We start from the raw sequence: 21,453 nt of genomic DNA, 5'->3' as shown, positions 1-21,453 counted from the left end.
TGATTTCCCCATGTGAGGCGCCCGTGCCCCCACGTGCGCGACTTTCGTGAGGAGACATCCCTTGCCTGTCCAACCCCGACGACTCGCCATCGCCTTCGCCCTCGTCCTCGCCGCCGTGACCACGGGAACGGGGGTCGCGTCCGCCGAGAGCGGCACCCGTGGCTGGGCCGCCACCTGGACCGCTTCGCCGCAGCGGCCGGGCGTCAACTACACGCCGAACTGGTCAGAGGAGGGCTTCTCCCAGCAGACGGTTCGCCAGGTGGTCCGGATCAGCGTGGGCGGTGTGGCGGCCCGGGTGCGGCTGTCCAACGTCTACGGGACCACCCCGCTGAAGGTCGCGGGGGCCACGGTCGCGCGGACCGCGGACGGCGCCGCCGTTCGGCGTGGGTCGGTTCGGCATCTCACCGTCAACGGTGCGAGGACCTTCTCGGTCCCGGCCGGGGCCGAGATCGCGAGTGATCCGGTGCCGCTGCCGGTGGAGGCCTTGAGCTCGGTCACGGTCACGCTCTACCTCGCCGCGCCGACCGGTCCGGCGACCTACCACGCCCAGGCCATGGCGCCCAGCTACCGCGCGAGCGGCGACCACCGGGCCGACGTGGGCGGCGCGGCGTTCACCGAGACCACAGTGTCCTGGTACTACCTGAGCGGGGTCGACGTCATCGGCGGTACGCATCGCCGGGGCGTGGTCGCCTTCGGGGACTCGCTGACCGACGGCTACGGGTCGAAGCCGGGCGCCGACAACCGCTATCCCGACGAGCTGGCCGAGCGACTGGCCGCCGCCGGTCGGCCGCGGGCCGTACTCAATCAGGGGATCGGTGGAAACCGGGTGACGGTCGACTCGATGCAGCTCGGCGACAAGGGCACGTCGCGGTTCCGGCGCGATGTACTGAGCCAGCCGGGCGTGGGCACGGTCATCGTCCTGGAAGGCATCAACGACATCGGGATGAGCCGGGCGCCCTCTCCGATCGGCGCGCCGCCCACGGATGTCTCGGCGCGGCAGGTCATCGCCGGGCACCGTGAGCTGATCCGGCAGGCGCGGGCCAAGGGTGTGCGGGTCATCGGCGCGACGCTGCCGCCGATGAAGGGCTCGCAGTACTACGACGCGGTCAGCGAGGCCAAGCGGGACGAGGTCAACGCCTGGATCCGCACGTCGGGTGAGTATGACGCGGTGCTCGACCTGGACCGCGTCCTTGCCTCGTCCTCCGACGGGGACCAGCTCGACCCTGCCTATGACTCAGGTGACCACCTGCACCTCAACGACACGGGGTACCGGGCGGTGGCGAACGCCGTCGATCCGGCCGACCTGCGCTGAAGGCCGACGCCCATGAGCCCTTCCCCTGGCGGGGCCGGGGGAAGGGCCGGCGGACAACATCGCTGACAGGGCATGGGTGGCGTTCGGTCAGCGGAGCTTGTTGCGGTCGGCCCACGCGGCGATCGCCGCCGCGATCCTCTCCGGCTGGTCCTCCGTGGCGTGGTGGCCCGCGGCGCCGGCGTACTCGACCTCCAGTGCCGCCACCGCGGACCTGCTCCACTCGGCCACCTCGGGTGTGATGAGCAGGACGGGCGAGCCGTCGAAGGTGAGCAGGAGCTTGGGGGTCTCGTGGCTGGCCGTGAGCCACTTTCCGTAGTGGGCGACGCGGTCGGCCACGTCGGCGGGCTCGCCGTCCAGCGGGATGGACCGGGCCCAGGCCAGGATCGGGCGGCGGCTCTCGGGGGTGGGGTACGGCGCGAGGTAGGCCGCTTTTTCTTCCTCGCTCACGGGGGTGAGGACGCCGCCGGTGTAGGCGGTCTGGATGAAGTAGTCGGTGCCGAGCACCAGTTCCTCGCCCTTGGGGGAGCGGATGGCCTCGGAGCGGGCGCGTGGGCCCTCGCCCAGGTCGGCCCAGGAGAGGGGGCGCATGAAGGTTTCGAAGACGGCGACGCCGCGTACCGTGCCGGGGTGGCGGGCGGCCCGGTCGAAGGCGAGCGCGCCGCCCCAGTCGTGGCCGACGAGTATCACGTCCTCCAGGCCGAGGGCGTCGAACCATGCGTCCAGGTAGCGCGCGTGGTCGGCGAAGGTGTAGTCGATGCCGGGCTTGCCCGAGCGGCCCATGCCGATCAGGTCGGGCGCCAGCAACCGGCCCCCGCCGACCAGCGGGAGCACCTTGCGCCACATGTGGGAGGAGGCGGGGTTGCCGTGGAGGAAGACGATGGGGGTGCCGGAGCCGGTCTCCTCGTAGTGGATGGTCGAGCCGAGGACCTCGATGGTGGGCATCTGTACTCCGTTAGTCAGATAAACGTTAGTGGCACGAACGAAATTACATCGTTAGTGCCACTAACGCAATAGCCTTGGCCCATGGAGAAGACCCCGGCCCGCCTCAGAAGGGTGCCGAGCAGACTGCTGGGCCTCGCCGCCGCCCAGGCCGACCGGGTGGTGACCTCCGGGTTCGCCGAGCTGGGCGCGCGCAAGTGGCACTACAGCGCCCTTGTCGCCCTGCACGAGTCCGGACCGGCCAGTCAGGCCGAGCTGAGCGACCGGACCGGGATCTATCGCAGCGATCTGGTCGCCGTCATCAACGAACTGGCCGAGCGCGGGCTGGTCGAGCGGACGCCGGACCCCGACGACCGGCGGCGCAACGTCATCTCGATGACGAAGGCGGGGCGGGAGCAGTTCGCCCGGCTGGAAGCCGCGCTCGTGGCGATGCACGAGGAGCTCCTCGCCCCGCTGACCGAGGCAGAGCGAGAGCAGCTCATCGACCTGCTGGTCAAGCTCGTGTTCTCGCCTTGAGCGGCGCCGCCGTTCCCTTCGAGGGCCTGCCCGGCAGCATCACGATCGCCGCCACCAGCCCCACCGCCGCGATGCCCGCCGAAGCCATGATCGCCGCCTGGTATCCCGAGGTCAGCGCCTCCGGCGAAGGGTTGGGGCCGGAGGCGGTGGTGGCCAGGGAGACGAGGGCGGCGACGCCGATGGAGATGCCCACCTGCGGGGTCACGTTGAACAGGCCTGAGGCCAGCCCCGCCTCCTCCGGCGTGGCCTCCGCCGTGGCGGCGATGGTGACGGCCACCACCAGCAGGCCGAAGCCGATGCCGGTCAGGAGTTCGGGGGCGAGCAGCGCGCCGAGGAAGGTGCTGGCGGGGGTGATGCGGAGGTACGCGACGGCTCCGGCGGTGATCAGGGTCATGCCGGTGACGGCGGTGGCGCGGATGCCGAATCGGCTGACGAATCGGCCGCCCACGGTCGAGGCGGTCAGGGCGATCGCGATGGAGATGGCGACGACCGACAGGCCGGCTTCGGTGGCGGAGTAGCCGAGGACGTACTGCGTGTAGAGGGTGAGGATGACGAACAGCGGCTGTGCGGCGGCGGCGACCAGGAACATGATCGTGTTGCCCGCGCGCAGCAACGGCTTGCGGAAGATCGAGAGCGGCATCAGCGGGTTCTTGGAGCGCGACTCGATGACCAGGAACAACGCCAGGAGAACGACGGCCAGGCCGCCCAGGGGCAGGGACGACTCCACGACGGCGTACATGAGCAGGCCGAGGCCGGCCGTCGAGGTGATCGCGCCGAGGACGTCGAAGCCGCGGGCGCCGGAGGGCGCGACGCGGGGGAGCAGGCTGAGGGCGAGGACGGCGACGACGACGCCCACCGGGACGTTGACGTAGAAGACCGAACGCCAGCCCAGCCAGTCGGTCAGCACGCCGCCGAGGACGACGCCGGTCGAGGCGCCCACGCCGCCGACCGCGCCCCACAGGCCCATGGCCCGGTCGCGGTCGGGATCGCCGTTGAAGATGGTCATCACCAGCGACAGCGCGGCGGGCGCGACGAGTGCCGCGGCCATCCCCTGTACGGCCCGCATCGCCACGACCAGCGCCCCGCCGGAGGCGAGTCCGCCGAGCAACGAGGCGAGCGCGAACAGCAACATCCCGGCGACGAACACCCGCCGCCGGCCGAAGAAGTCGGAAAGGCGCCCGCCGAGCAGCAGCAGGCCGCCGAACACGAGCGAGTAGGCCGTGTGCACCCACGACAGCTGTTCCTGGCCCATGCGCAGGTCCTGGCCGAGGAGCGGCAGCGCGATGCCGACGATGGTGGAGTCAAGGATGAGGACGAACTGGGTGGTGGTGAGGAGGGCGAGGGCGGTCCACTTGTTCTTCACGATGCTTCCTTAGGGAACGACTTGTAACAGTGGACATCGTGTGTGACCATCAGGGCCTATGGAAGAAGGCACTTTCATGTCCCAGGGGAACACCGCTGTACCAGACCAGCTCAAGACGCTGGCGGACGCTCAGGCGCTCATCGACTCGGGCCAGTGCCCGATCCCGCCGCGCGAGATCCTTGACCGGATCGCCGGCAAGTGGGCGATCCAGATCATCGTGGTCGCCTCGCGGGGCCCGGTCCGGTTCACGGAGCTGGAGCGCACGGTCGAGGGCGTCAGCCGGCGCATGCTGACGCTGACCCTGCGCAACCTGGAGCGCGACGGCATGCTGGAGCGCACGGTGTATCCGACGGTGCCGCCGAAGGTGGAGTACCAGACCACGCCGATGGCGCTGGAGCTGTATGAGGCGCTGCTGACGGTGACCAACTGGTCGCGCAAGCACAGCGCCTGCGTCGCGCGGGCGCGCGAGATCTACGACCGGCGCTTGAACGAAGAGGCCAGCAGCGGCAGCAGCATGACGCCGACGAAGATCGGCGTGGCCATGTAGCGGAAGTCCTGGGCCGAGATGTTGGCCAGGATGGCCAGCTGCTGGCCGAGGACGATGGCGCCGACGCCGAGCACGTACCGGTTGCGCAGCGACCAGGCGGCCAGCGCGAGCGCGAGGTAGGACAGGTACGACCAGAGCGCGCCGCGCCACAGCATCCAGTCGACGGCCTTGTTGAGCGTGACGTCCAGCCAGGTGCCGGCCAGCGTGTGCAGGCCCTCGTTGAGCGGGCGCAGGGTGAAGACCTCGCGGCCCCGGTAGTCGGGCACCTGGTCCTCGCCGATGTAGGAGTCGGCGTTGGGGCGGCGGGAGAAGCGGTAGGTGTCGCCGCCGGTCTCCTCGTCGTCGGCCCAGAGCTGCCAGGCGATCGCGCCTCTGCACAGGCGGGTGTCCACGACCAGGCCGGGCTCCTGAACCAGCAGCCGCTTCCACAGGTCGAGCAGTTCGGTGGCGTGGGCGTCGGCCTGCGGCCAGCTGAAGTCGCCACGCCAGATCAGCGGGTTGATCGTGTGGCAGGTGCCGCCCTTGTCCCAGCGCTTGAGCGGCGCGATCGTGGCGAGCATGGCCCGGTCGCTGTTGTCGAACAGGTCGGGACGCTCGTGGAAGGCGACCGCGATGTCGCCGAAGGCGGTGTGGTAGACGTACGTCTTGCTCGGCGCCGAGATCCCGATCAGCGGGAAGATCAGGTTGCTGAGCAGCAGGGGGATGGCGGCCGCCGCGGTGCCGAGCAGCGCCAGCCGTACCCTCAGAAGGGGCACGACGAGCAGGAGCGCGGCGACGGCGATCGCCACGACCAGGAAGCCGTTGGCGCGGAAGAGACCCAGCAGCGTGAACAGGGCCGACAGCGCGGCCAGGCGGCCGTTGGTGAGGTCGCGGTCGGCGGCCACGCGCGCGCAGACGCCGGCGATCGCGACCGCGCAGATCGTGAACGGCACGTCCTTCCACAGCGCGACGGAGAACGCGCCGAGCGGCGGCAGGAACGCCAGCAGGATCGCCATGGCGTTGGTCCAGCGCGGCGGCGCCCCGAGCGCGATCAGCGCCCGCGCGAGGAACGTGAGCGTGAGGGCCGTCGCGGTCGTCTGCAGCAGCGTCACCGCGCCGAGATCGCCGGTGAGCCGCATGCTGAGCCACAGCACGGAGTCGTAGAGGACCGAGTGGTCGCTGATCCACGGTCCGGCCAGGGTGTGGCTCAGATAGAGGACCGAGTCACGGCTGAACAGGCCGGGGTAGAAGGCCGCCCACCAGCAGAGCAGCACGATCTGGATGGGCAGGAACGTGGAACGGAGAACGCGCATGAGTCCTGAGGCCGGGGAGAGTGCACCTTGGGGGCAAACCCTACCCGGCTATTACGGATATACCATTCCCGGCGCGAGTTTCTTGCCGCCGGCCAGCTGGGGCACGGTGACGAGCGTGTAGCCGCGCTTCTTGAGCTCCTTGATGATCTCCGGCATGGCCCGCACGGTCTGCGGGACGGTCTCGTGCATCAGGATGACCCCGTCGCGCCTGGCCAGCCGCAACACCGCCGCCTTGATCTTCCTGACGTCGCGCGACTGCCAGTCGAGCGTGGTGCCGGTCCACATGACCTGCGACATGCCCTCCTGCGCGGCCAGCTCCACGATGCGCTCGTCGGTGTGCCCGTACGGCGGGCGGAACATCTTCGGCGTGATCCCCGCCACCCGCTCGACGATCTCCTGCGTGAGCCGCAGCTCGGTCGTGACCTGTTCGTCCATGAGCGAGGGCAACGACGGGTGCCCGTAGGTGTGGTTGCCGATCGCGTGCCCGTCGGCGACGGTCTTCCTCAGTACGGCCGGCCGCCGCTCCACCTGCTTGCCCATGACGAAGAACGTCGCCTTGACCTTCGCCTTCTTGAGCACCTTGAGCAGCTCGGGCGTCGTCTTGCCCGGTCCGTCGTCGAACGTCAGGGCCAGGCACTTGGCCTTCGCGCAGTTGACCTTCGCCGCCTGCGCGGGGATCGCCGGAAGGGCTGTTCCCACCACGAGTCCCGCCACGAGTCCGGCCACGAGTCCCGCCATGAGCCCCGCCGGCACCGCCACTCCACGCCCGACCACCGGGCACCACCTCCCCTTCGCGAACCCCCGGCAAGTGTGGCATATCCGCGATATCCACTTTTCGCATCGTGCGACGGAATCACCGCCGGGGGAATTGATTGCCCCACCATTGGTATGTCGGGAGGTCAATCCGCGGCGCACCGGCGCCGATCGGCGAGAGGGTCGAGGGCGTGCGCCTGCTCACTCCTCGCCTCTCGCCGGTCGCAACCGCCGCGGAGCCCGCGGTCCGGGCGGGGAGGGCGGCGCTGGTCGCCTTCGGCGTGTACACGGTGCTCCTGCCGCCGGCGCTCCTGGTGCCCGCTCTGGCCGGCGCCGACCCGTTCACGCTGCGCGGTACTCTGTTCCCGCTGGCCGTGGGCTTCATGCTGGCCGTACCCCTGCTCGCGGTGGCGCTGATGTGGCGGCGCCCGGCCGTCTACGACGTGGCCGCCGCCGCGTTCGCCGCGTGGACGGCGCTGGCCATGCGCGTGGCCCTGCACGGCACGCCGTTCGGCTTCGACGGGCTCTCCGGCGACATGGCCAGGATGGCCTCGATGGCCACCAGGTTCAGCGTGGTCGCGGCCAGCAGCGACGGCATCGTGGAGGGCGTCGCCGCCGAGTACCCGCCGCTCTACCCCTGGCTGATCGGCCGCGCCGCCGCGCTCACCGGCATCCCCGCCTGGCACCTGCTGGCGGAGGCGGAGATCGTCTGGACCTCCGCCGCCGTCGTCGCCGCCTACGCCCTGTGGCGACGCACCACCACCGCCCCGGTCGCGCTGGCGCTCGCCGTCTTCAGCCTGGTCGCGTTCTCCTACCCGTGGAAGGCCTACGAGGTCTTCGCACTGGCCGTCTTCATCCCCTGGGCGCTCGGCACGCTGGCCGCCCGCCCGGGCGGGCGGATGCACTGGCTCGGCTCGGGGCTGCTGCTCGGCCTCATCGTCCAGCTCTACCTGGGCTTCTTCCTGTACGGCATAGCCGGCCTGCTGGCCCTGGTCGTCTGCGCCTTCTGGCAGAGCGCCGACCGGTGGGGCCTGCTGTGGTACTTCACCAGGGTCGTGGCCATCGGACTGGCCGTCTCGGCCTGGTACGTGGCGCCGTACCTGGTCACGCTGGCCACGACCGGCGGCCAGAACGTCGCGGACCTGTACGCGACACCGGCCGTCGCCGCCTCCTCCTTCCCGTTCATGCAACCCTCCTTCCTGGGCGCGGTCGAGGCCGCCGGCCTGGTCGGCGCGGTCGTGCTGCGCAACCGGACCTGGTGGGGCCTGCCGATGGCGCTGCTCATCGCCGGCACGTACGCCTACCAGGGGGCCTACGCCGTCGGTTTCGTGTTCACCGGGCACACCGGGATGGCGCACCATTCCATGCACCTGCTGCACGGCCTGCTGCTCGCCTCCGGCGTGCTGTCGCTGACCTGGCTCGTGCCGAAGCTGCCGGTGAAGCCATGGGCGCAGGTGGCGCTGGCCGTCTGCGTCGTGTGGTCCGGCAGCCACCTGTGGCGCGCCTGGTCGCCGGTGCCGGTGGGTTCGGCCGTCGCCTCGCACGCCGAGGGCGTGCACGCCGCGAGGGCGCACGCCGAGCCGCTGCCCGACGGCAGGATGCCCGCCACCGGCGCGGCCGGGCAGGAGGAACTGCGTCAGCTGGGCACGGCGCCGCCCTCGGCCTTCCCCGTCGCCGAGATCCGCCGCGCCGTCCGCGAGCACTACGGCCCGCACGTGCGCCCGCGCACGCTGGCCGTCGACGAGCGCCTCTACTCCTACCTGCCCTGGCCCGGCTACCTGCCCGTGGTCAGGACCGCCGCCCTCAGCGTCGTGCGCTGGGACGACAGGTACGCCGAGCTCCAGCGGCTGGCCGCCATCACCGACCCGGAGCGGTTCGCCGCGGCCACGCGGGCGAGCAGGTTCGGCGGGATCGACGTCTTCGTGCTGTGGGCGCGCAAGGCCGCCTGGACGTGGCGGCCCGTGCTGGCCGACGGCAGCACGGCGCAGTTCTCCCCGGTCCAGTTCTCGCCCCGGCACTTCGCCGTCGTGCGCGACCTGCCCGGCGGGATCGTCGTCGCGATCAGGCTGCCCGATCGTCAAGTCTCGGCAAGGAGTGAACCAGGACCATGCCGAGGCGCAGCGTGTGCGGCCCTGGACGCCCATGCTTCCTGACAGGGAGGGGGAAGCGATGCGGGTACTGATCATCATTCCTGCGTACAACGAGGAACAGTCGATCCGGCTGGTCATCGACGAGCTGGAACGGGCCTGCGGCTACGCCGACATCCTGGTCGTGGACGACGGGTCGGCGGACTCCACCGCGGCGCTGGCCGAAGCGACCGGCGTGGCCGTGCTCCGCCTTCCCTACAACCTCGGCGTCGGCGGCGCCATGCGCGCGGGCTACCGCTACGCGCTGGACCGCGGGTACGACGTGGCCCTTCAGGTCGACGCCGACGGCCAGCACGACACGCGCTACATCGGCAAGCTGGTCGCCGCCGTGGAGTCGGCGGACATCGTGATCGGATCGCGCTTCGCGGGGGCGGGCACGTACACGAGCGCGAAGTTCGCCAGGCGCCTGGCGATGCGGTTGCTGGCCATGGTCGTCTCCGGTCTGGCCAGGACCAGGCTGACCGACGTGACCAGCGGCTTCAGGGCCGCCAACCGGAAGGCGATGGCGATCTTCGCCGTCCACTACCCGGTGGAGTACCTGGGCGACACCGTGGAGTCGCTGGTCATCGCGGTCCGCAGCGGCTGCGTGATCAGGCAGATCCCGGTCAAGATGCGGCCCCGCGAGTACGGCACGGCCAGCCAGTCGAGCCTTCGCGCGCTCGTCTACCTGGTCAGGGCCGGTGTGGCGCTGGGCCTGGCGCTGATCAGGCGCTGGGAACCGGTCTCCGCCGCCGAGGTTCCGGAGAGGGCCGGAGTATGAGCGTCTACATGCTGGGCCTGGTCGGCGCCGTCGTCACGGTCTCGATCGTCTTCGAGATGCTGCGCCGCAGGAAGCTGCGCGAGAAGTACGCCACGTTCTGGGTGCTGCTCGCCGGGGTGATCGTGGTGATCGCGTTGTTCCCCGAGGTGCTGGCCGGAGCCGCCGCGATGCTCGGCGTGCAGGTGCCGGCGAACCTGCTGTTCTTCCTCGGCAGCCTCGTGCTTCTGGGAGTGAACGTGCAGCTCAGCTCGGAGCTCGGCCGCCTGGAGGAGCGTACGCGGACGCTGGCCGAGGAGGTCGCCCTGTTGCGACTGTCCAGCCGCGAGCACCGCTGAGCATGACCACGCTCAGGAGCCTGCTGCGCTTCCTGCTGGTCGGCGGGCTGAGCTACACCGTCGATCTCGGCACCCTGTACCTGCTGCACAGCGTCCTGGCCGTCGGCCTGGCCCCGGCCACCCTCCTGGCGTTCCTGCTGGCGCTCGTCGTCAACTTCGCGCTCAACCGGTCGGTGTCCTTCGCCGCCGCGCCCGGCCGGATGCGCCGCCAGTTTCTGCGCTACTGCACGCTGTGCGCCGTCAACTACGGTCTCACCCTGGTCGGCGTGCTCGGGCTGGTCGAGCTCGGCACGCACTACCTGGTCGCGAAGACCGCCATGGTCGGCGTGGGCGTGGCCGTCAATTTCGTCCTCTGCCGCTACTGGGTCTTCCCCGCGGTGAGCCATCGGAGTGAGCGACCTGACTACCATCCAAGCGTCCCCGTCTGAGCGGACCGCGATCGCGGCGAAGCCGTCCAGGATCGACCGGCTGCCCGCCCTCGTCTTCACCGGCTGCCTGGCCGTCTACCTGCTGTGGTGGGCGGCCTTCTATCCCGGCCTGATGAGCTGGGACTCCATCACCTACGTGTGGCAGGTGACGACCGGCAACTGGCGCGCCGACCACTCGGTCCTCTACGACGCGCTGGTGTGGCTGTCGCTGGCCGCGACCGGCGACCTGGCCGCGCTCACCCTCGTCCAGGCCGCCGCCGCCGCGCTCACGCTGGCCGTGCTCGCGTGCGTGGTGCGCGACTTCGGCGTCCCGTGGGCGTGGTGCCTGGCCGCCGCACTCGCGGTGGCCGCGCTGCCCGCCACCGGCACGTTCGTGGTCACGGTGTGGAAGGACGTGCCGTTCGCGCTGGTCCTGGTGCTCATGACGGCGACGCTGGGCCGCCTGGCGCTGCGCCGCCGCTCGTGGCCGCTGATCGTCGCGCTGGGCGTGGAAGTGCTGGTGCTGTGCCTGCTGCGCAACAACGGCTTCCTGTTCGCCGCCATCGCGCTCGCCCTCGCCGTCATCCTGCTTTCCGGGACGCGGGTACGGCTGGCCGGCGCCGCCGCCGTCCCCCTGGCGACCGTCTACCTGGTCACCGCCTACGCGTATCCCGCCATGAGCGTGGACCCGGTCCGCCCCTGGCTGAGCTACGCCACGGCCTACTCCGACATCGCCGTCACCTACGCCCGCCGTCCCGCCGCCTTCCAGGAACGCGACCTGGCGCTGATGGCGCGGATCGCGCCCCTGGAACACTGGAAGTCCAACGCCAACTGCCTCAACGCCGACACCACCCTCAGCGCCGGCTTCGACGTCGCCCGCGCCGACCGGCTCTACAAGAAGCTCGTCGGCCTGTGGGTGCGGCTGATCAAGCGCGCCCCCGACGCGGTCACCGCCGCCCGGCTCTGCCGCGGCTCGGTGGCCTGGGTGGCCTTCCCCGCCCAGCCGGGCGAGCGCGTGCTCGTCGGCATGCCCAACGTCCCCGAAGACCTGTACGGCTGGCGCGCCTCCGGCCAGACGATGGCGGCCAGCCCGTACCGGCCGATCCTGGCCACGCGCCCGCTCTCGCAGACGCTGCACGACGCCGCGGTCTTCGTCAGGGGCCTGTCGCTGACCGAGCAGTTCGAGTGGCTGCTGTGGCGCGGCGCGACCTGGTGCTACCTGGTCTACGCCGCGGCGGCCGCGCTGGCCTGGGCCGGACGGCGGCAGGCGGCGCTCGTGCTGGCGGTGGTCGTGGCGGGGCACCAGCTCGCGGTGACGGCGGCCATCCCGGCGCAGCTGTTCAGGTACATGGCCGCGCCCATCATGATCGGGATCATGCTGCTTCCGATCCTGGTGGCGGTGCTGTCCAAGCGGCTGCGGAGGCCGGCCGGCGAAGGTCAATAGATCGCCTGGTTTTCCTCTGCTCCCCGCCAAGCGACCCGGTGATCGTGTCGCTTCTGGCCATGCTGACATGCGGTTTGCACGTCGATCGGGAGGAAGCTTCGTGACGCCTGTGCTCAGCGTCGTCGTACCGTTCCACAACGTCGAGCCCTACCTGGAGCACTGCCTGTCCTCGCTGGCGGCCCAGGAGTTCCCGGATCTTGAGGTGATCTGCGTCGACGACGGGTCGAGCGACCTCAGCCCGGTGATCGCCAAGGACTTCGCCGGCCGCGACCGCCGCTTCACGCTGATCCAGCAGCGGCACAGCGGCCCGGGACCGGCCCGCAACGCCGGCATCGCGCTGGCCTCCGGCCGCCTGCTGGCCTTCGCCGACGGCGACGACTACGTGCCGCCGGAGGCGTACGCCACGCTGATCGAGAGCCTGGAACGCACCGGCTCCGACCTGGCCTGCGGGAACGTCTGCTGCTTCGACTCGGTGAGCACGTGGCGCTCGCCGCTGCACGCCGACATGTTCGCCGCGACCGTCGAACGCACCCACGTCAGCCGCATGCCCGTGCTCATGACCGACAGGACCGTGTGGAACAAGGTCTACCGGCGCGCGTTCTGGGACGCCGCCGAGCTGGCCTTCCCCGCCGGCTACTACGAGGACACGCCGGTCGCGGTCCCCGCGCACGTGCTGGCCGACACGGTCGACGTCCTGAACACCGTGGTCTACCACTGGCGCCAGCGCGACTCCGGCACCCGCTCGATCACGCAGAGCCGGCGCGAGCGCGGGCACCTGGAGGACCGCGTCTCCACGATCGAGACCATGCGCGACTTCCTGCGCCGCGACCACACCGCGCTGCTGCCGCTCTATGACGAGCACGTGCTGCGGAGCGACCTCGTGCCGTTCCTGAAGGCGTTCGAGTTCACCGACGGCGGCCGCGACGACTACCGCGGCCGCTTCTTCGACCGGCTGGAGCCGCTGCTGGCCGCGATCCCGCGCGACGTCTCCATGTCCCTGCCGTGGCTGGAGCGGCTCGCCTACCACCTGGTGCGTACGCGCGAGGCGGACGAGCTGACCAGGCTGCTGACCGACCGCCGCACCGGCCGGGCGTTCGCCGTCCGGCGGCGCTGGCCCAACTTCTACGTCGACCATCCGCTGCGCGGGAAGAGCGGGGTGCCCGCGCGGCTGTTCCGCGTGCGGCCCGCCGAGGTGAACCTGCTCGCGCAGGCCGACCGGGTCAGCGAGGCGGGCGCGGGATTCCGGGTCGGCGGGCACGCCTACTTCGAGGGGCTCGACGCCACGGGCTCCAAGATCCGGATGTGGCTGCAGCCCGGTGAGGGCCGCCGCGTAGAGGTGCCGGTCCGCAGGGTGAGCAGGCCCGACGTCAGCGAGGCCCACGGCTGCGAGCCGGGCGTCTACGACGACTCGGGCTTCGAGGCCGACCTCGACGTGACCGGCCTCTGGACGCCGGCGAGCTCGGCCACCACCTGGGAGGTCCTGGTGGAGGTGCGCAACGGCCGCGCGCACGCCGAACTGCCGCTGCCTTTGCCCGCCCGCGTGCTGCCCGCCCAGTCGCTCAACCGCTGGCTGTCGCGCTCGGCCAAGGTCGAGACGATCAGGAGCAAGGGTCACCTGGTGGTGCGGGCCAGGGCGGTGCGGGTCGTGGCCGAGTCCTGCGCGGACCTGCCCGGCGGGCTCGAACTGCGGGGCCGCGTCTTCACCGCGGTCCGTACGGGGGAGCTGACCGCGGCCGACACCACGACCCGGCTGCCGGTGGAGTTCCTGCGCGGCGAGGACAGGACCGCCTTCCGCGTCCTCATCCCGCACGACGCCGGATTCTCCGGCGCGGTGTGGCTGGAGAGCGGCAAGGAACGCTTCAAGATCTTCGCCGCGGAGCACTGGGCCGACGGCTCCGGCGCCACCCCCGGCGGCGAGCGCTGGCTGAGCGCCACCCGGACCGGCGCGCTCACCGCGACGAGCAGGGAGCGGCGGCCCGCCGTACTGTCGGCCGAGTGGACCGACGCGCGCTCCCTCACCCTGCGCGGCCACTACCGGGGTACGGCCAGGCCCGCCGTCTTCCGGCTGGAGCGCACCGCCGGCGGCGGCGTCCACGAGCTGCCGGTGACGTGGGAGGACCAGAACTTCACCGTGGAGCTCGACCCGGCCGCCATGCCGGTCTTCGGGCAGAGCCTCCCGCTGGCCCCGGGAACCTGGCAGCTCACGGCGGCGACCGACGCCGGCCGGTCCGCGATCGGCCTCACCAACAGCGCGCTGCGCGAGGCGGGCGCCGAGGTCACCGTGGACGCCCACGACCTGCGCCTGCAGTCGGACGCGGAGGACACGGCCGAGCTGCGGGTCCGCGCCCTCGCGGCCACGGGCAAGGCGGCGCTGCAGCGCGCCCTGGAGAAGGACTATCCGCGCCTGCGCGCCCTGCCCGCCCTCGACCTGGCCGTCTTCGAATCCTGGGAGGGCCGCCAGTACTCCGACAACCCCCGCGCGATCTTCGAGGAGCTGCGCCGCAGGGGCGACGCGCGGGAGTGCGTCTGGGTCACCGCGGACGGCCGGTTCGAGCCACCCCCCGGCGTGCGCACGGTGCTCAGCGGCAGCGCCGCGCACGTCGACGCGCTGGCCAGGGCCGCGCTCATCGTCTCCAACGACTGCGCTCCCGAGTGGTTCGTCGCCCGCGAGGGCCAGAAATACGTCCAGACCTGGCACGGAACCCCGCTGAAGACGATCGGGCACGACGCCAGGCGGCACCCGTTCCCCGCCGCCATCGACTACGCCAGGCGTCTGGCCGGCGACGTCGCCAGGTGGGACCTGCTGCTGTCGCCCAGCCCGTACTGCAGCGAGGTCTTCCGCCGGGCCTTCGGCTACCGGGGCGAGATCGCCGAGGTCGGCCAGCCCCGCAACGACCTGCTGCGCCGCCCGCCCGCCGAGGGCCTGCGCGAGCGGCTCGGCATCCCGCCGGGCAAGAAGATCGTCCTGTACGCGCCCACGTGGCGCGACGACGAGATCGGCCGGGGCGACCTGTACCGGATGAACCTCATGCTGGACCTCGCCGAGACGCGCGAAGGACTGGGCGAGGACCACGTGCTCCTGGTCCGCGCCCATTCCAGGGCCGCGGGCGCCATGCAGCCGCTCGGCGAGCCCGGCTTCGCGATCGACGTCAGCGCCTACCCGGAGATGGCCCACCTGCTGGGCCTGGCCGACGTGTTCGTGACCGACTACTCGGCCGCGCTGTTCGACTTCGCGGTGACCGGCAGGCCCATGGTCTTCTTCGCGCCCGACCTGGCCAACTACCGCGACCACGTACGCGGCCTCTACCTCGACTACGCCGCCGGGACGCCGGGCCCGGTGGCGGCCACCACGCGGGAACTCGTCGCGGCGGTCAGGGCGGCCGAGGTCGGCTACGACGCGGCCTTCCTGGAGAAGTACTGCCCCCTGGACGACGGCAACGCCGCGGCCAGGGCGGTGGACCGGATTCTCGGCTGAGACGCCAAATCTCGGCAACGGGAGCCCCGGCTGATCGCGATGCCGGCGCCACGCCCGGTACGTCCTCAGGATGCTGGACCCATGGGTTGCCCGAAGATCAGTATTGTCGTCCCCTTCTACAACGTGGAGCGATACCTCCGGCCCTGCCTGGAGTCGCTCGCCCGGCAGACGCTGACCGACATCGAGGTCGTCATGGTCGACGACGGCTCGCCCGACGGCAGCGCCGTCATCGCCAAGGAGTACGCCGCCCGCGACCCCCGCTTCCTCCTGATCCAGCAGGAGAACCAGGGGCTCGGGCCGGCGCGCAACACCGGGGCGCGTCGGGCGGGCGGTCAGTACCTCGCCTTCGCCGACAGCGACGACCTCCTGCCGCCCCAGGCCTACGACCTGCTGGTCGGCTCGCTGGAGAGCACCGGCTCCGACCTCGCCTCCGGCGACGTACGCACGTTCGGCACGACCGGCGTGCACCGCTCGTGGCTGCCACGCGGACTGTTCCACGCCGACCGACCCCGCACCCACGTACGCAGGGACAACCGCCTGCTGTGGGACCGCTCGGCGTGGAACAAGGTGTTCCGCCGCACCTTCTGGGACGCCCGCGGCTTCGCCTTCCCCCCGGGCCTGTACGAGGACGTGCCGGTCACCATGCGCGCCCACGTCGCGGCCGGGACCGCCGACGTGGTCAGGGACGTCGTCTACTACTACCGCCAGCGCGACGGGGCCGGCGCGCCGTCCATCACCCAGCGCGACGGCGACCTGGCCAACCTCCGCAGCCGTGTCGGCGGCCTGCACGAGGTGGCCGGCTTCTTCGCCGCCGAGGCGCCCGAGCTGAAGAACGCCTTCGACCGGACCGCTCTCATCGGCGACGTCCGGCGGGTGATCGAGGCGCTGCCCGCCGCCTCTCCCGAAGACCGCGGCACCTTGCTGGACCTCGCCACCGGATACCTGGACACGGTGGACGCGGCCGTCATCGCCGAGCTCGGCCCCACCCACCGGCTGAAGTTCTCGCTGGCCGCCGACGGTGACCTGGAAGGGCTGCTCAGGGCGCTGGAGGCCGAGCGCCGCGCCAAGGAGCCCGCCGGCATCGTGCGCCGGGGCCTGCTGCGCCGCCGTCTGCTCCACGACCTGCCCGAGACCGGCGCACGGCTGCCCGAGCCGCTCCTGCGCGCCGAGCGCGACCTGTCCCTGCGCGCCAAGGTCGACGCGGCCGCCTGGCACGGCGAGACCCTGCGCATCCGCGGCCACGCCTACATCGAGCGGCTGGAGATGGCCGAGCGCGACGGGCTGCGCGCGTGGCTGCAGGACACCCGCTCCGGCACCCGCCTCACGCTCAAGCTCACGCGCGAGCGGCGGCCCGACGTCACCGCCGCCTCCGGGCAGTCGCACGTCTGTCTCGACTGGGCGGGCTTCACGGCCGCGGTGCCCGCAGGCGTACTGAAGACGGGGGAGCGCTGGGCTCCCGGCACGTGGGAACTGCGCGTGGCCGTCACCGCCGGGGGACAGGCCAGGGAGGGCCTCGCCGGTCTGTCGCCCGACGTCGCCGAGCGCCGCCCGGCCGCCCGCGCGGTGGGCGAGCGCTGCTGGGTACGCCCGCTGTTCACCGAGGCGGGACGCTTCCAGATCCGGGTCCGCAAGCCGAAAGCGGTCGTCACCGCCTGCCGTCCGGTCGAGGACGGGCTGCTCGTCGAAGGCTGGATCAGGCGCCTGGCCAGCGCCGAGCCGCCGGTCCTCGTGGCCACCAGGCGGCGCGACGGGGCCGAGGTGCGCCGCCCGGCCGCCTTCACCCCCGAGGACGAGCGCCACCAGGCCTTCACCGTGACGATCCCCGCCGCCGAGCTCGCCGACCCGCCGAGGAGCCCGCTCGCCGACCCCATGTTGTGGGAGGGCGAGGACAGCCGCTGGAGCCTGTCCTTCGAGGCGGGCGAGGAACAACTCCCGCTCGCCGCCGACGACCTGCCGCCCGTCCGCGTGCGCGCCGGCGAGCAGGAAGCGGTCCTCACCCAGACCGGGTACGGCTCCGCCGACCTCGTCCTGCGCCCCCACCGCCCCGTCCTGGCCGAAGCCCACTGGACGGCCGCCGGCGAACTGGTCGTCACCGGACACCACTTCGGCGGCCCCGCCGGACTGCGGGCCGGCCGGCGGATCGAGGGCGACGCCCACCCGTTCGAGGTCACCTGGGACGACGACCGCTTCCGCGCCGTGCTGAACCCGGCCGGGATGCTGCCCGGCGCCTGGGAACTCCTCGACGACCGCGGCGGCCCGGTCGTCACGGACGGGGCGGCGCCCCTGCCCGCCGCCCGGGTGCACGACGACCTGGAGTTCGCGCCGCGCTCGTCCGCCACCGGCGCGCTCCTGCTCAACGTCAGGCAGGCGCTGGCCGACGACGAACGCGGCCGGTACGCCCGCCGCCTGCTGGAGCAGGAGGTCTACCCGGCGCTGCGCCGCGAGCCGGTGCGCGAGTGCGTCGTGTTCGACAGCTGGGAGGGCAAGCAGTGCTCCGACAGCCCGCGGGCCATCTTCGAGGCGCTGGCCGGCAGCGGTCTCGACCTCGTCTGGGTGCGCAGGGAGGGACGCTTCGCCGTACCGGTGGGGGCGCGGTCCGTGGTGCGTGGCAGCAGGGAGCACGTCGAGGCGCTGGCCACGGCCCGCTACATCGTGGCCAACAGCACGCTGCCCGCCTGGTTCCGCAAGCGGCCGGGTCAGGTCTACGCGCAGACCTGGCACGGTACGCCGCTGAAGCGCATCGGGTTCGACATGGACGCCGTGCTCAGCGCGGAGGGCGCCGCCTACCTGGAGCGCTTCGCCGCCGACGTGCGCCAGTGGGACCTGCTGGTCTCGCCCAACGCCTTCAGCACGCCCATCATGCGCAGGGCCTTCCGCTTCGAGGGCGAGGTCGTCGAGTGCGGCTACCCGCGCAACGACGCGCTGCTCGCGCCCGGCGCCGACGAGCGCGGCAGAGCGGTGCGCAGGGCGCTGGGCGTGCCCGACGGCAAGCGGGCCGTGCTCTACGCGCCGACCTGGCGCGACGACGAGCACGCGCACGGCCGCTACCGCTTCGACCTGCGCATCGACCTCGACCGGGCCAGGGCGGAGCTGGGCGGGGACACGGTGCTGCTGGTGCGCGGGCACAGCAACGTCACCGCCGGGATCCCGGCCGGCGACGGGTTCGTGGTGGACGTGACCCGCCACCCCGACGTCGCCGAGCTCTACCTGGCCGCCGACGCGCTGGTCACCGACTACTCCTCGGTGATGTTCGACTTCGCGGTCACCGGCAAGCCCATGGTCTTCTTCACCTACGACCTGGAGCGCTACCGGGACGAGCTGCGCGGGTTCTACTTCGACCTGGAGGCGGGGGCGCCGGGGCCGCTGGTGCGCGACTCCGAGGCGCTGATCGGGGCGCTGGCCGACCTCGACGCCGTCGCGGCCGGGTACGCGGCGGCGTACCGGGGGTTCCGTGAGCGGTTCTGCGAGCTCGACGACGGCGGCGCGACGGCGCGCGTGGTGAGCCGGATCTTCGGCCGAGTCTTCCGGGATGGTCAAGAAGCGGCATGGACATCTTCCAGTAGTTCCAGAGAGTAATCGGTTCCCGACCCTGAGTGGCCATGCTGGAATCCATGAGGACCTATTCGCTCGATGACGTCTACGCGACACGCAAGCGGAGAGACTCCTGGTGGACCGTGTACTTCGTGGACCCGGTCGCCTGCCGGGTCGCGCTGACCGTCGCCAACCGCACGAGCGTCACACCCAACGCGCTCACGGTCTTCTCGCTGGTCCTCGGCCTGGTGTCGGCGGCCTGCTTCGCGGTTGACGAACTGGCCGCGGGGGCGGTCGTGTTCTACCTCAGCTTCATGATCGACTGCGTCGACGGGAAGATCGCCCGGCTGAAGGGCACGGGGACGCCCTTCGGCCTGTGGCTCGACTACGTGGGGGACCGGGTCCGGGTGGTGTTCTGCGCCACCGGGCTGGCCATCGGGCAGTACATGCTCACGCACAACGTCGAGTTCATCGTGCTGGGGGCGGCGGTGGCCGTCCTGGATCTGTTCAGGTACGTGAACGCGCCGCAGATGAAGCGAGTCCGTGAGGCGATCAGGGAGGGCATGCCGCCCAAGCCCACGGTGTCCGAGGAGGTTGTCGTCCGGCCCGCGCGCCACCCGTCGTTCATGCGCAGGCTCAACAAGTACCTGGCGCGCAGGCGGGTGCGCTCCCATCTCATCAGCGGAATCGAGTTCCACGCCGCCGTGTTCGTGGTCGCGCCCCTCATCGGAGCGGCGGCGCTCATCCCGGTCTCGGCAGCCGCCAGCGTGCTGCTGCTGGTCAACGAGATCTTCCTGGTGTATCGCATGTGGCTCTTCGCGCGGCGCTTCGCCGTCGTGTCCTCCCAGGAGAGCCGAGAGCACGTTCTCGTCTAAGTTTTCGGGGGTATCGAAGCTATGTCGGATCGGCCGATATTCGTCATCGGGTGTCCACGTTCAGGGACCACGATGCTGCAGCTCATGCTGCATTCGCACCCGCGGATCGCGGTGCCGCCGGAGACCCGCTTCCTGGTGCCGGCCTACTACCGGCGCCGCGTTTTCGGGGACCTGCGGGTCGCCTCGGCGCGGCAGGCGCTGGCGCAGTGGATCGCGACCGACAAGAACACCAAGTTCCGCGAGCTGAAGATCGACAAGGACGACTACGTCCAGGAGTCCGCCGACGGGCCCGGCTCACTCGGCTCGGTCATCGGCACCGCCTTCCGCATGTACGCCGACCGGTTCGGCAAGGCCCGCTGGGGCGACAAGCGGCCCAGCTACGTCAAGCAGGTCGACCTGCTCCTGCGTCTGTTCCCCGACGCCCAGTTCGTCCACCTCATCAGGGACGGCCGCGACTGCGTGTCGTCGCTGAAGGAGATGCCCTGGTACACGCTGGACTCCTTCCACGCCGTCTCCACCTGGGCCGAGGCCATGGACGCCGGGGCGAAGCTGCGCAAGTCGATGCCCGAGGACAGCTACTACGAGCTGCGCTACGAGGACCTCACCGAGGACCCGGCCACCGAGATGAAGAAGCTCTGCCACTTCCTGGAGGAGGACTTCGACCAGGCGATGCTCTCGCCGCGCGAGGCCGCCCAGGTGGCGGTCCCCGTCCACAAGGTGTGGCACAGCAACACGCACGGCGAGGTCACCAAGTCCCGCGTCGGCAGCTGGTCCACCCGCCTGGAGGACTGGGAGATCGCGCTGTGCGAGCAGGTGCTCGGCGAGCGCCTGGAGTCCATGGGCTACGAGCTCAGCGGCACCGAGAAGGCGGCGAAGGAGCACGTGCTGGCCTTCCAGAAGACCATGCAGAAGCGCAGGGCCTCACGCATGCGCAAGGGCATGCGCGACCGCATCAACCGCCTGCGCGAGCCCAGCCCGGTCGCCGCCCTGCTCACCTCGGGCCAGCGCGCCCTGGCCGGCATCCCGCAGCAGCGCGCGGAGGCCCCGCTGACCGAACGCGTCTGACCTTCTCCCCGGTACGGCGGAGCCGCTCCGCCGTACCGGGTCAGGCGATGGGCGCGATGTCGAGTTGCAACCAGTCGATGTCGAGAACGAACGGCGTCGTCATGCTCAGCGCCAGCGCGTCCACGTCGCGGTGCGTGGTCTTGCTCTTGGAGTACGGGCCGCCGCCGATCAGAATGTGGTGCTCTATGGAGACGGCACCCTGATCATCGAACTGGACGATCAGGTAGTGCGGAATACCCGCCTTGGCATACTCGCCCGCCTTGTGGATCCGGTCACGAGCTTGAGAGTGGGGCGAGAGCACCTCGACAGCGATGATGACGTCTTCCGCCCGGAGCCACTCGCCGGGTTCCAGACATGTATGCACCACCACGTCAGGCTTTCTGAGGCGGAGCGGGACATCCCACAGGATGACCTCGATCTCCGTGTTCACATCCACGCATGGCGCTTTCTCCGACCGTGACAACGAGCGGCGGTGCTTCTCGATGCCGTTCTCCAGGGCCTCGGCCAGTCGGCGTCCCGTCTTCTGGTGCCCGCGGCTTCGCTGCTCGCGCGTCGCGGCGACGCCGTCGACAACCTCGATGTCCCGGCGAGTCTCCTCATCCAGGGCCAAGTACGCGTCGAGGGTGTCCAGTTGTGCGGCGTGGCTTGGTCCAACATGCATCGGCAACTCCCGCTCGTGAACCTGGCGAAAG

At 71.2% G+C, this 21,453-nt stretch carries 17 protein-coding genes; 12 read left to right on the top strand and 5 right to left on the bottom strand.

Going from position 1 to position 21,453, the window contains the following annotated elements:
• The first annotated feature begins 61 nt into the window (after window positions 1-61).
• Window positions 62-1,312: an SGNH/GDSL hydrolase family protein gene (locus ACIBI5_RS45120; protein ID WP_397256598.1), complete on the top strand. Its 1,251-nt coding sequence runs from the start codon at window positions 62-64 to the stop codon at window positions 1,310-1,312.
• A gap of 87 nt (window positions 1,313-1,399) precedes the next feature.
• Here the strand turns inward: ACIBI5_RS45120 and ACIBI5_RS45115 are convergent, their stop codons facing one another.
• Window positions 1,400-2,254, bottom strand: a complete 855-nt coding sequence (locus ACIBI5_RS45115) for a haloalkane dehalogenase (RefSeq protein WP_397256596.1) — start codon at window positions 2,252-2,254, stop codon at window positions 1,400-1,402.
• Between the two features lie 81 nt (window positions 2,255-2,335).
• Between ACIBI5_RS45115 and ACIBI5_RS45110 the strand changes: the two genes are divergently transcribed.
• Window positions 2,336-2,767: a MarR family winged helix-turn-helix transcriptional regulator gene (locus ACIBI5_RS45110; RefSeq protein ID WP_397256594.1), complete on the top strand. Its 432-nt coding sequence runs from the start codon at window positions 2,336-2,338 to the stop codon at window positions 2,765-2,767.
• Here ACIBI5_RS45110 and ACIBI5_RS45105 read toward each other — a convergent pair.
• The gene (locus ACIBI5_RS45105) at window positions 2,745-4,130 is read right to left on the bottom strand and encodes an MFS transporter (RefSeq protein ID WP_397256593.1); all 1,386 of its coding nucleotides are present in this window, start codon (window positions 4,128-4,130) and stop codon (window positions 2,745-2,747) included. The genes ACIBI5_RS45110 and ACIBI5_RS45105 overlap by 23 nt on opposite strands.
• Before the next feature lie 76 nt (window positions 4,131-4,206).
• On the opposite strand from ACIBI5_RS45105, the gene ACIBI5_RS45100 reads away from it, so the two are divergent.
• Window positions 4,207-4,677, top strand: a complete 471-nt coding sequence (locus ACIBI5_RS45100) for a winged helix-turn-helix transcriptional regulator (protein WP_397256591.1) — start codon at window positions 4,207-4,209, stop codon at window positions 4,675-4,677.
• Here ACIBI5_RS45100 and ACIBI5_RS45095 read toward each other — a convergent pair.
• Both ACIBI5_RS45095 and ACIBI5_RS45090 read right to left on the bottom strand, forming a co-directional pair.
• Complete coding sequence (locus ACIBI5_RS45095; RefSeq protein ID WP_397256589.1) at window positions 4,602-5,969, bottom strand: hypothetical protein; 1,368 nt, start codon at window positions 5,967-5,969, stop codon at window positions 4,602-4,604. The two genes, ACIBI5_RS45100 and ACIBI5_RS45095, sit on opposite strands and share 76 nt — an antisense overlap.
• Window positions 5,970-6,020: 51 nt before the next feature.
• Window positions 6,021-6,743: a polysaccharide deacetylase family protein gene (locus ACIBI5_RS45090; protein WP_397256587.1), complete on the bottom strand. Its 723-nt coding sequence runs from the start codon at window positions 6,741-6,743 to the stop codon at window positions 6,021-6,023.
• Window positions 6,744-6,913: 170 nt separating this feature from the next.
• Between ACIBI5_RS45090 and ACIBI5_RS45085 the strand changes: the two genes are divergently transcribed.
• From ACIBI5_RS45085 to ACIBI5_RS45045, 9 genes are all read left to right on the top strand, one after another.
• Complete coding sequence (locus ACIBI5_RS45085; RefSeq protein WP_397256585.1) at window positions 6,914-8,875, top strand: arabinofuranosyltransferase; 1,962 nt, start codon at window positions 6,914-6,916, stop codon at window positions 8,873-8,875.
• A gap of 16 nt (window positions 8,876-8,891) precedes the next feature.
• Window positions 8,892-9,629 carry a glycosyltransferase family 2 protein gene (locus ACIBI5_RS45080; protein WP_397256584.1) on the top strand — a complete coding sequence of 246 codons (738 nt, stop codon included), beginning with the start codon at window positions 8,892-8,894 and terminating at the stop codon, window positions 9,627-9,629.
• Window positions 9,626-9,964 carry a DUF2304 domain-containing protein gene (locus tag ACIBI5_RS45075; RefSeq protein WP_397093576.1) on the top strand — a complete coding sequence of 113 codons (339 nt, stop codon included), beginning with the start codon at window positions 9,626-9,628 and terminating at the stop codon, window positions 9,962-9,964. The genes ACIBI5_RS45080 and ACIBI5_RS45075 overlap by 4 nt, the downstream gene beginning before the upstream one ends.
• Before the next feature lie 2 nt (window positions 9,965-9,966).
• Window positions 9,967-10,392, top strand: a complete 426-nt coding sequence (locus ACIBI5_RS45070) for a GtrA family protein (RefSeq protein ID WP_397256582.1) — start codon at window positions 9,967-9,969, stop codon at window positions 10,390-10,392.
• The gene (locus tag ACIBI5_RS45065; RefSeq protein ID WP_397256580.1) at window positions 10,355-11,815 is read left to right on the top strand and encodes a hypothetical protein; all 1,461 of its coding nucleotides are present in this window, start codon (window positions 10,355-10,357) and stop codon (window positions 11,813-11,815) included. The genes ACIBI5_RS45070 and ACIBI5_RS45065 overlap by 38 nt, the downstream gene beginning before the upstream one ends.
• 100 nt (window positions 11,816-11,915) lie before the next feature.
• Entirely contained in the window at window positions 11,916-15,290 is a 3,375-nt protein-coding gene (locus tag ACIBI5_RS45060) for a CDP-glycerol glycerophosphotransferase family protein (RefSeq protein ID WP_397256578.1), read from the top strand.
• Between the two features lie 39 nt (window positions 15,291-15,329).
• A complete protein-coding gene (locus ACIBI5_RS45055) occupies window positions 15,330-18,866 on the top strand; it encodes a CDP-glycerol glycerophosphotransferase family protein (RefSeq protein WP_397256576.1) in 3,537 nt (1,178 codons plus the stop codon).
• A gap of 35 nt (window positions 18,867-18,901) precedes the next feature.
• Window positions 18,902-19,696, top strand: a complete 795-nt coding sequence (locus ACIBI5_RS45050) for a CDP-alcohol phosphatidyltransferase family protein (RefSeq protein WP_397256574.1) — start codon at window positions 18,902-18,904, stop codon at window positions 19,694-19,696.
• A 21-nt stretch (window positions 19,697-19,717) separates the two neighbouring features.
• A complete protein-coding gene (locus ACIBI5_RS45045; protein ID WP_397256572.1) occupies window positions 19,718-20,761 on the top strand; it encodes a sulfotransferase family protein in 1,044 nt (347 codons plus the stop codon).
• A gap of 40 nt (window positions 20,762-20,801) precedes the next feature.
• Here ACIBI5_RS45045 and ACIBI5_RS45040 read toward each other — a convergent pair whose 3' ends face one another.
• Window positions 20,802-21,422: a Uma2 family endonuclease gene (locus ACIBI5_RS45040; RefSeq protein ID WP_397256570.1), complete on the bottom strand. Its 621-nt coding sequence runs from the start codon at window positions 21,420-21,422 to the stop codon at window positions 20,802-20,804.
• Window positions 21,423-21,453: the final 31 nt, after the last annotated feature.

The organism is Nonomuraea sp. NPDC050540 (assembly GCF_044457485.1).
Lineage (GTDB): Bacteria > Actinomycetota > Actinomycetes > Streptosporangiales > Streptosporangiaceae > Nonomuraea.
The sequence above is the reverse complement of the archived record's forward strand: the minus strand, read 5'-3'. Positions and strand labels throughout refer to the sequence as shown.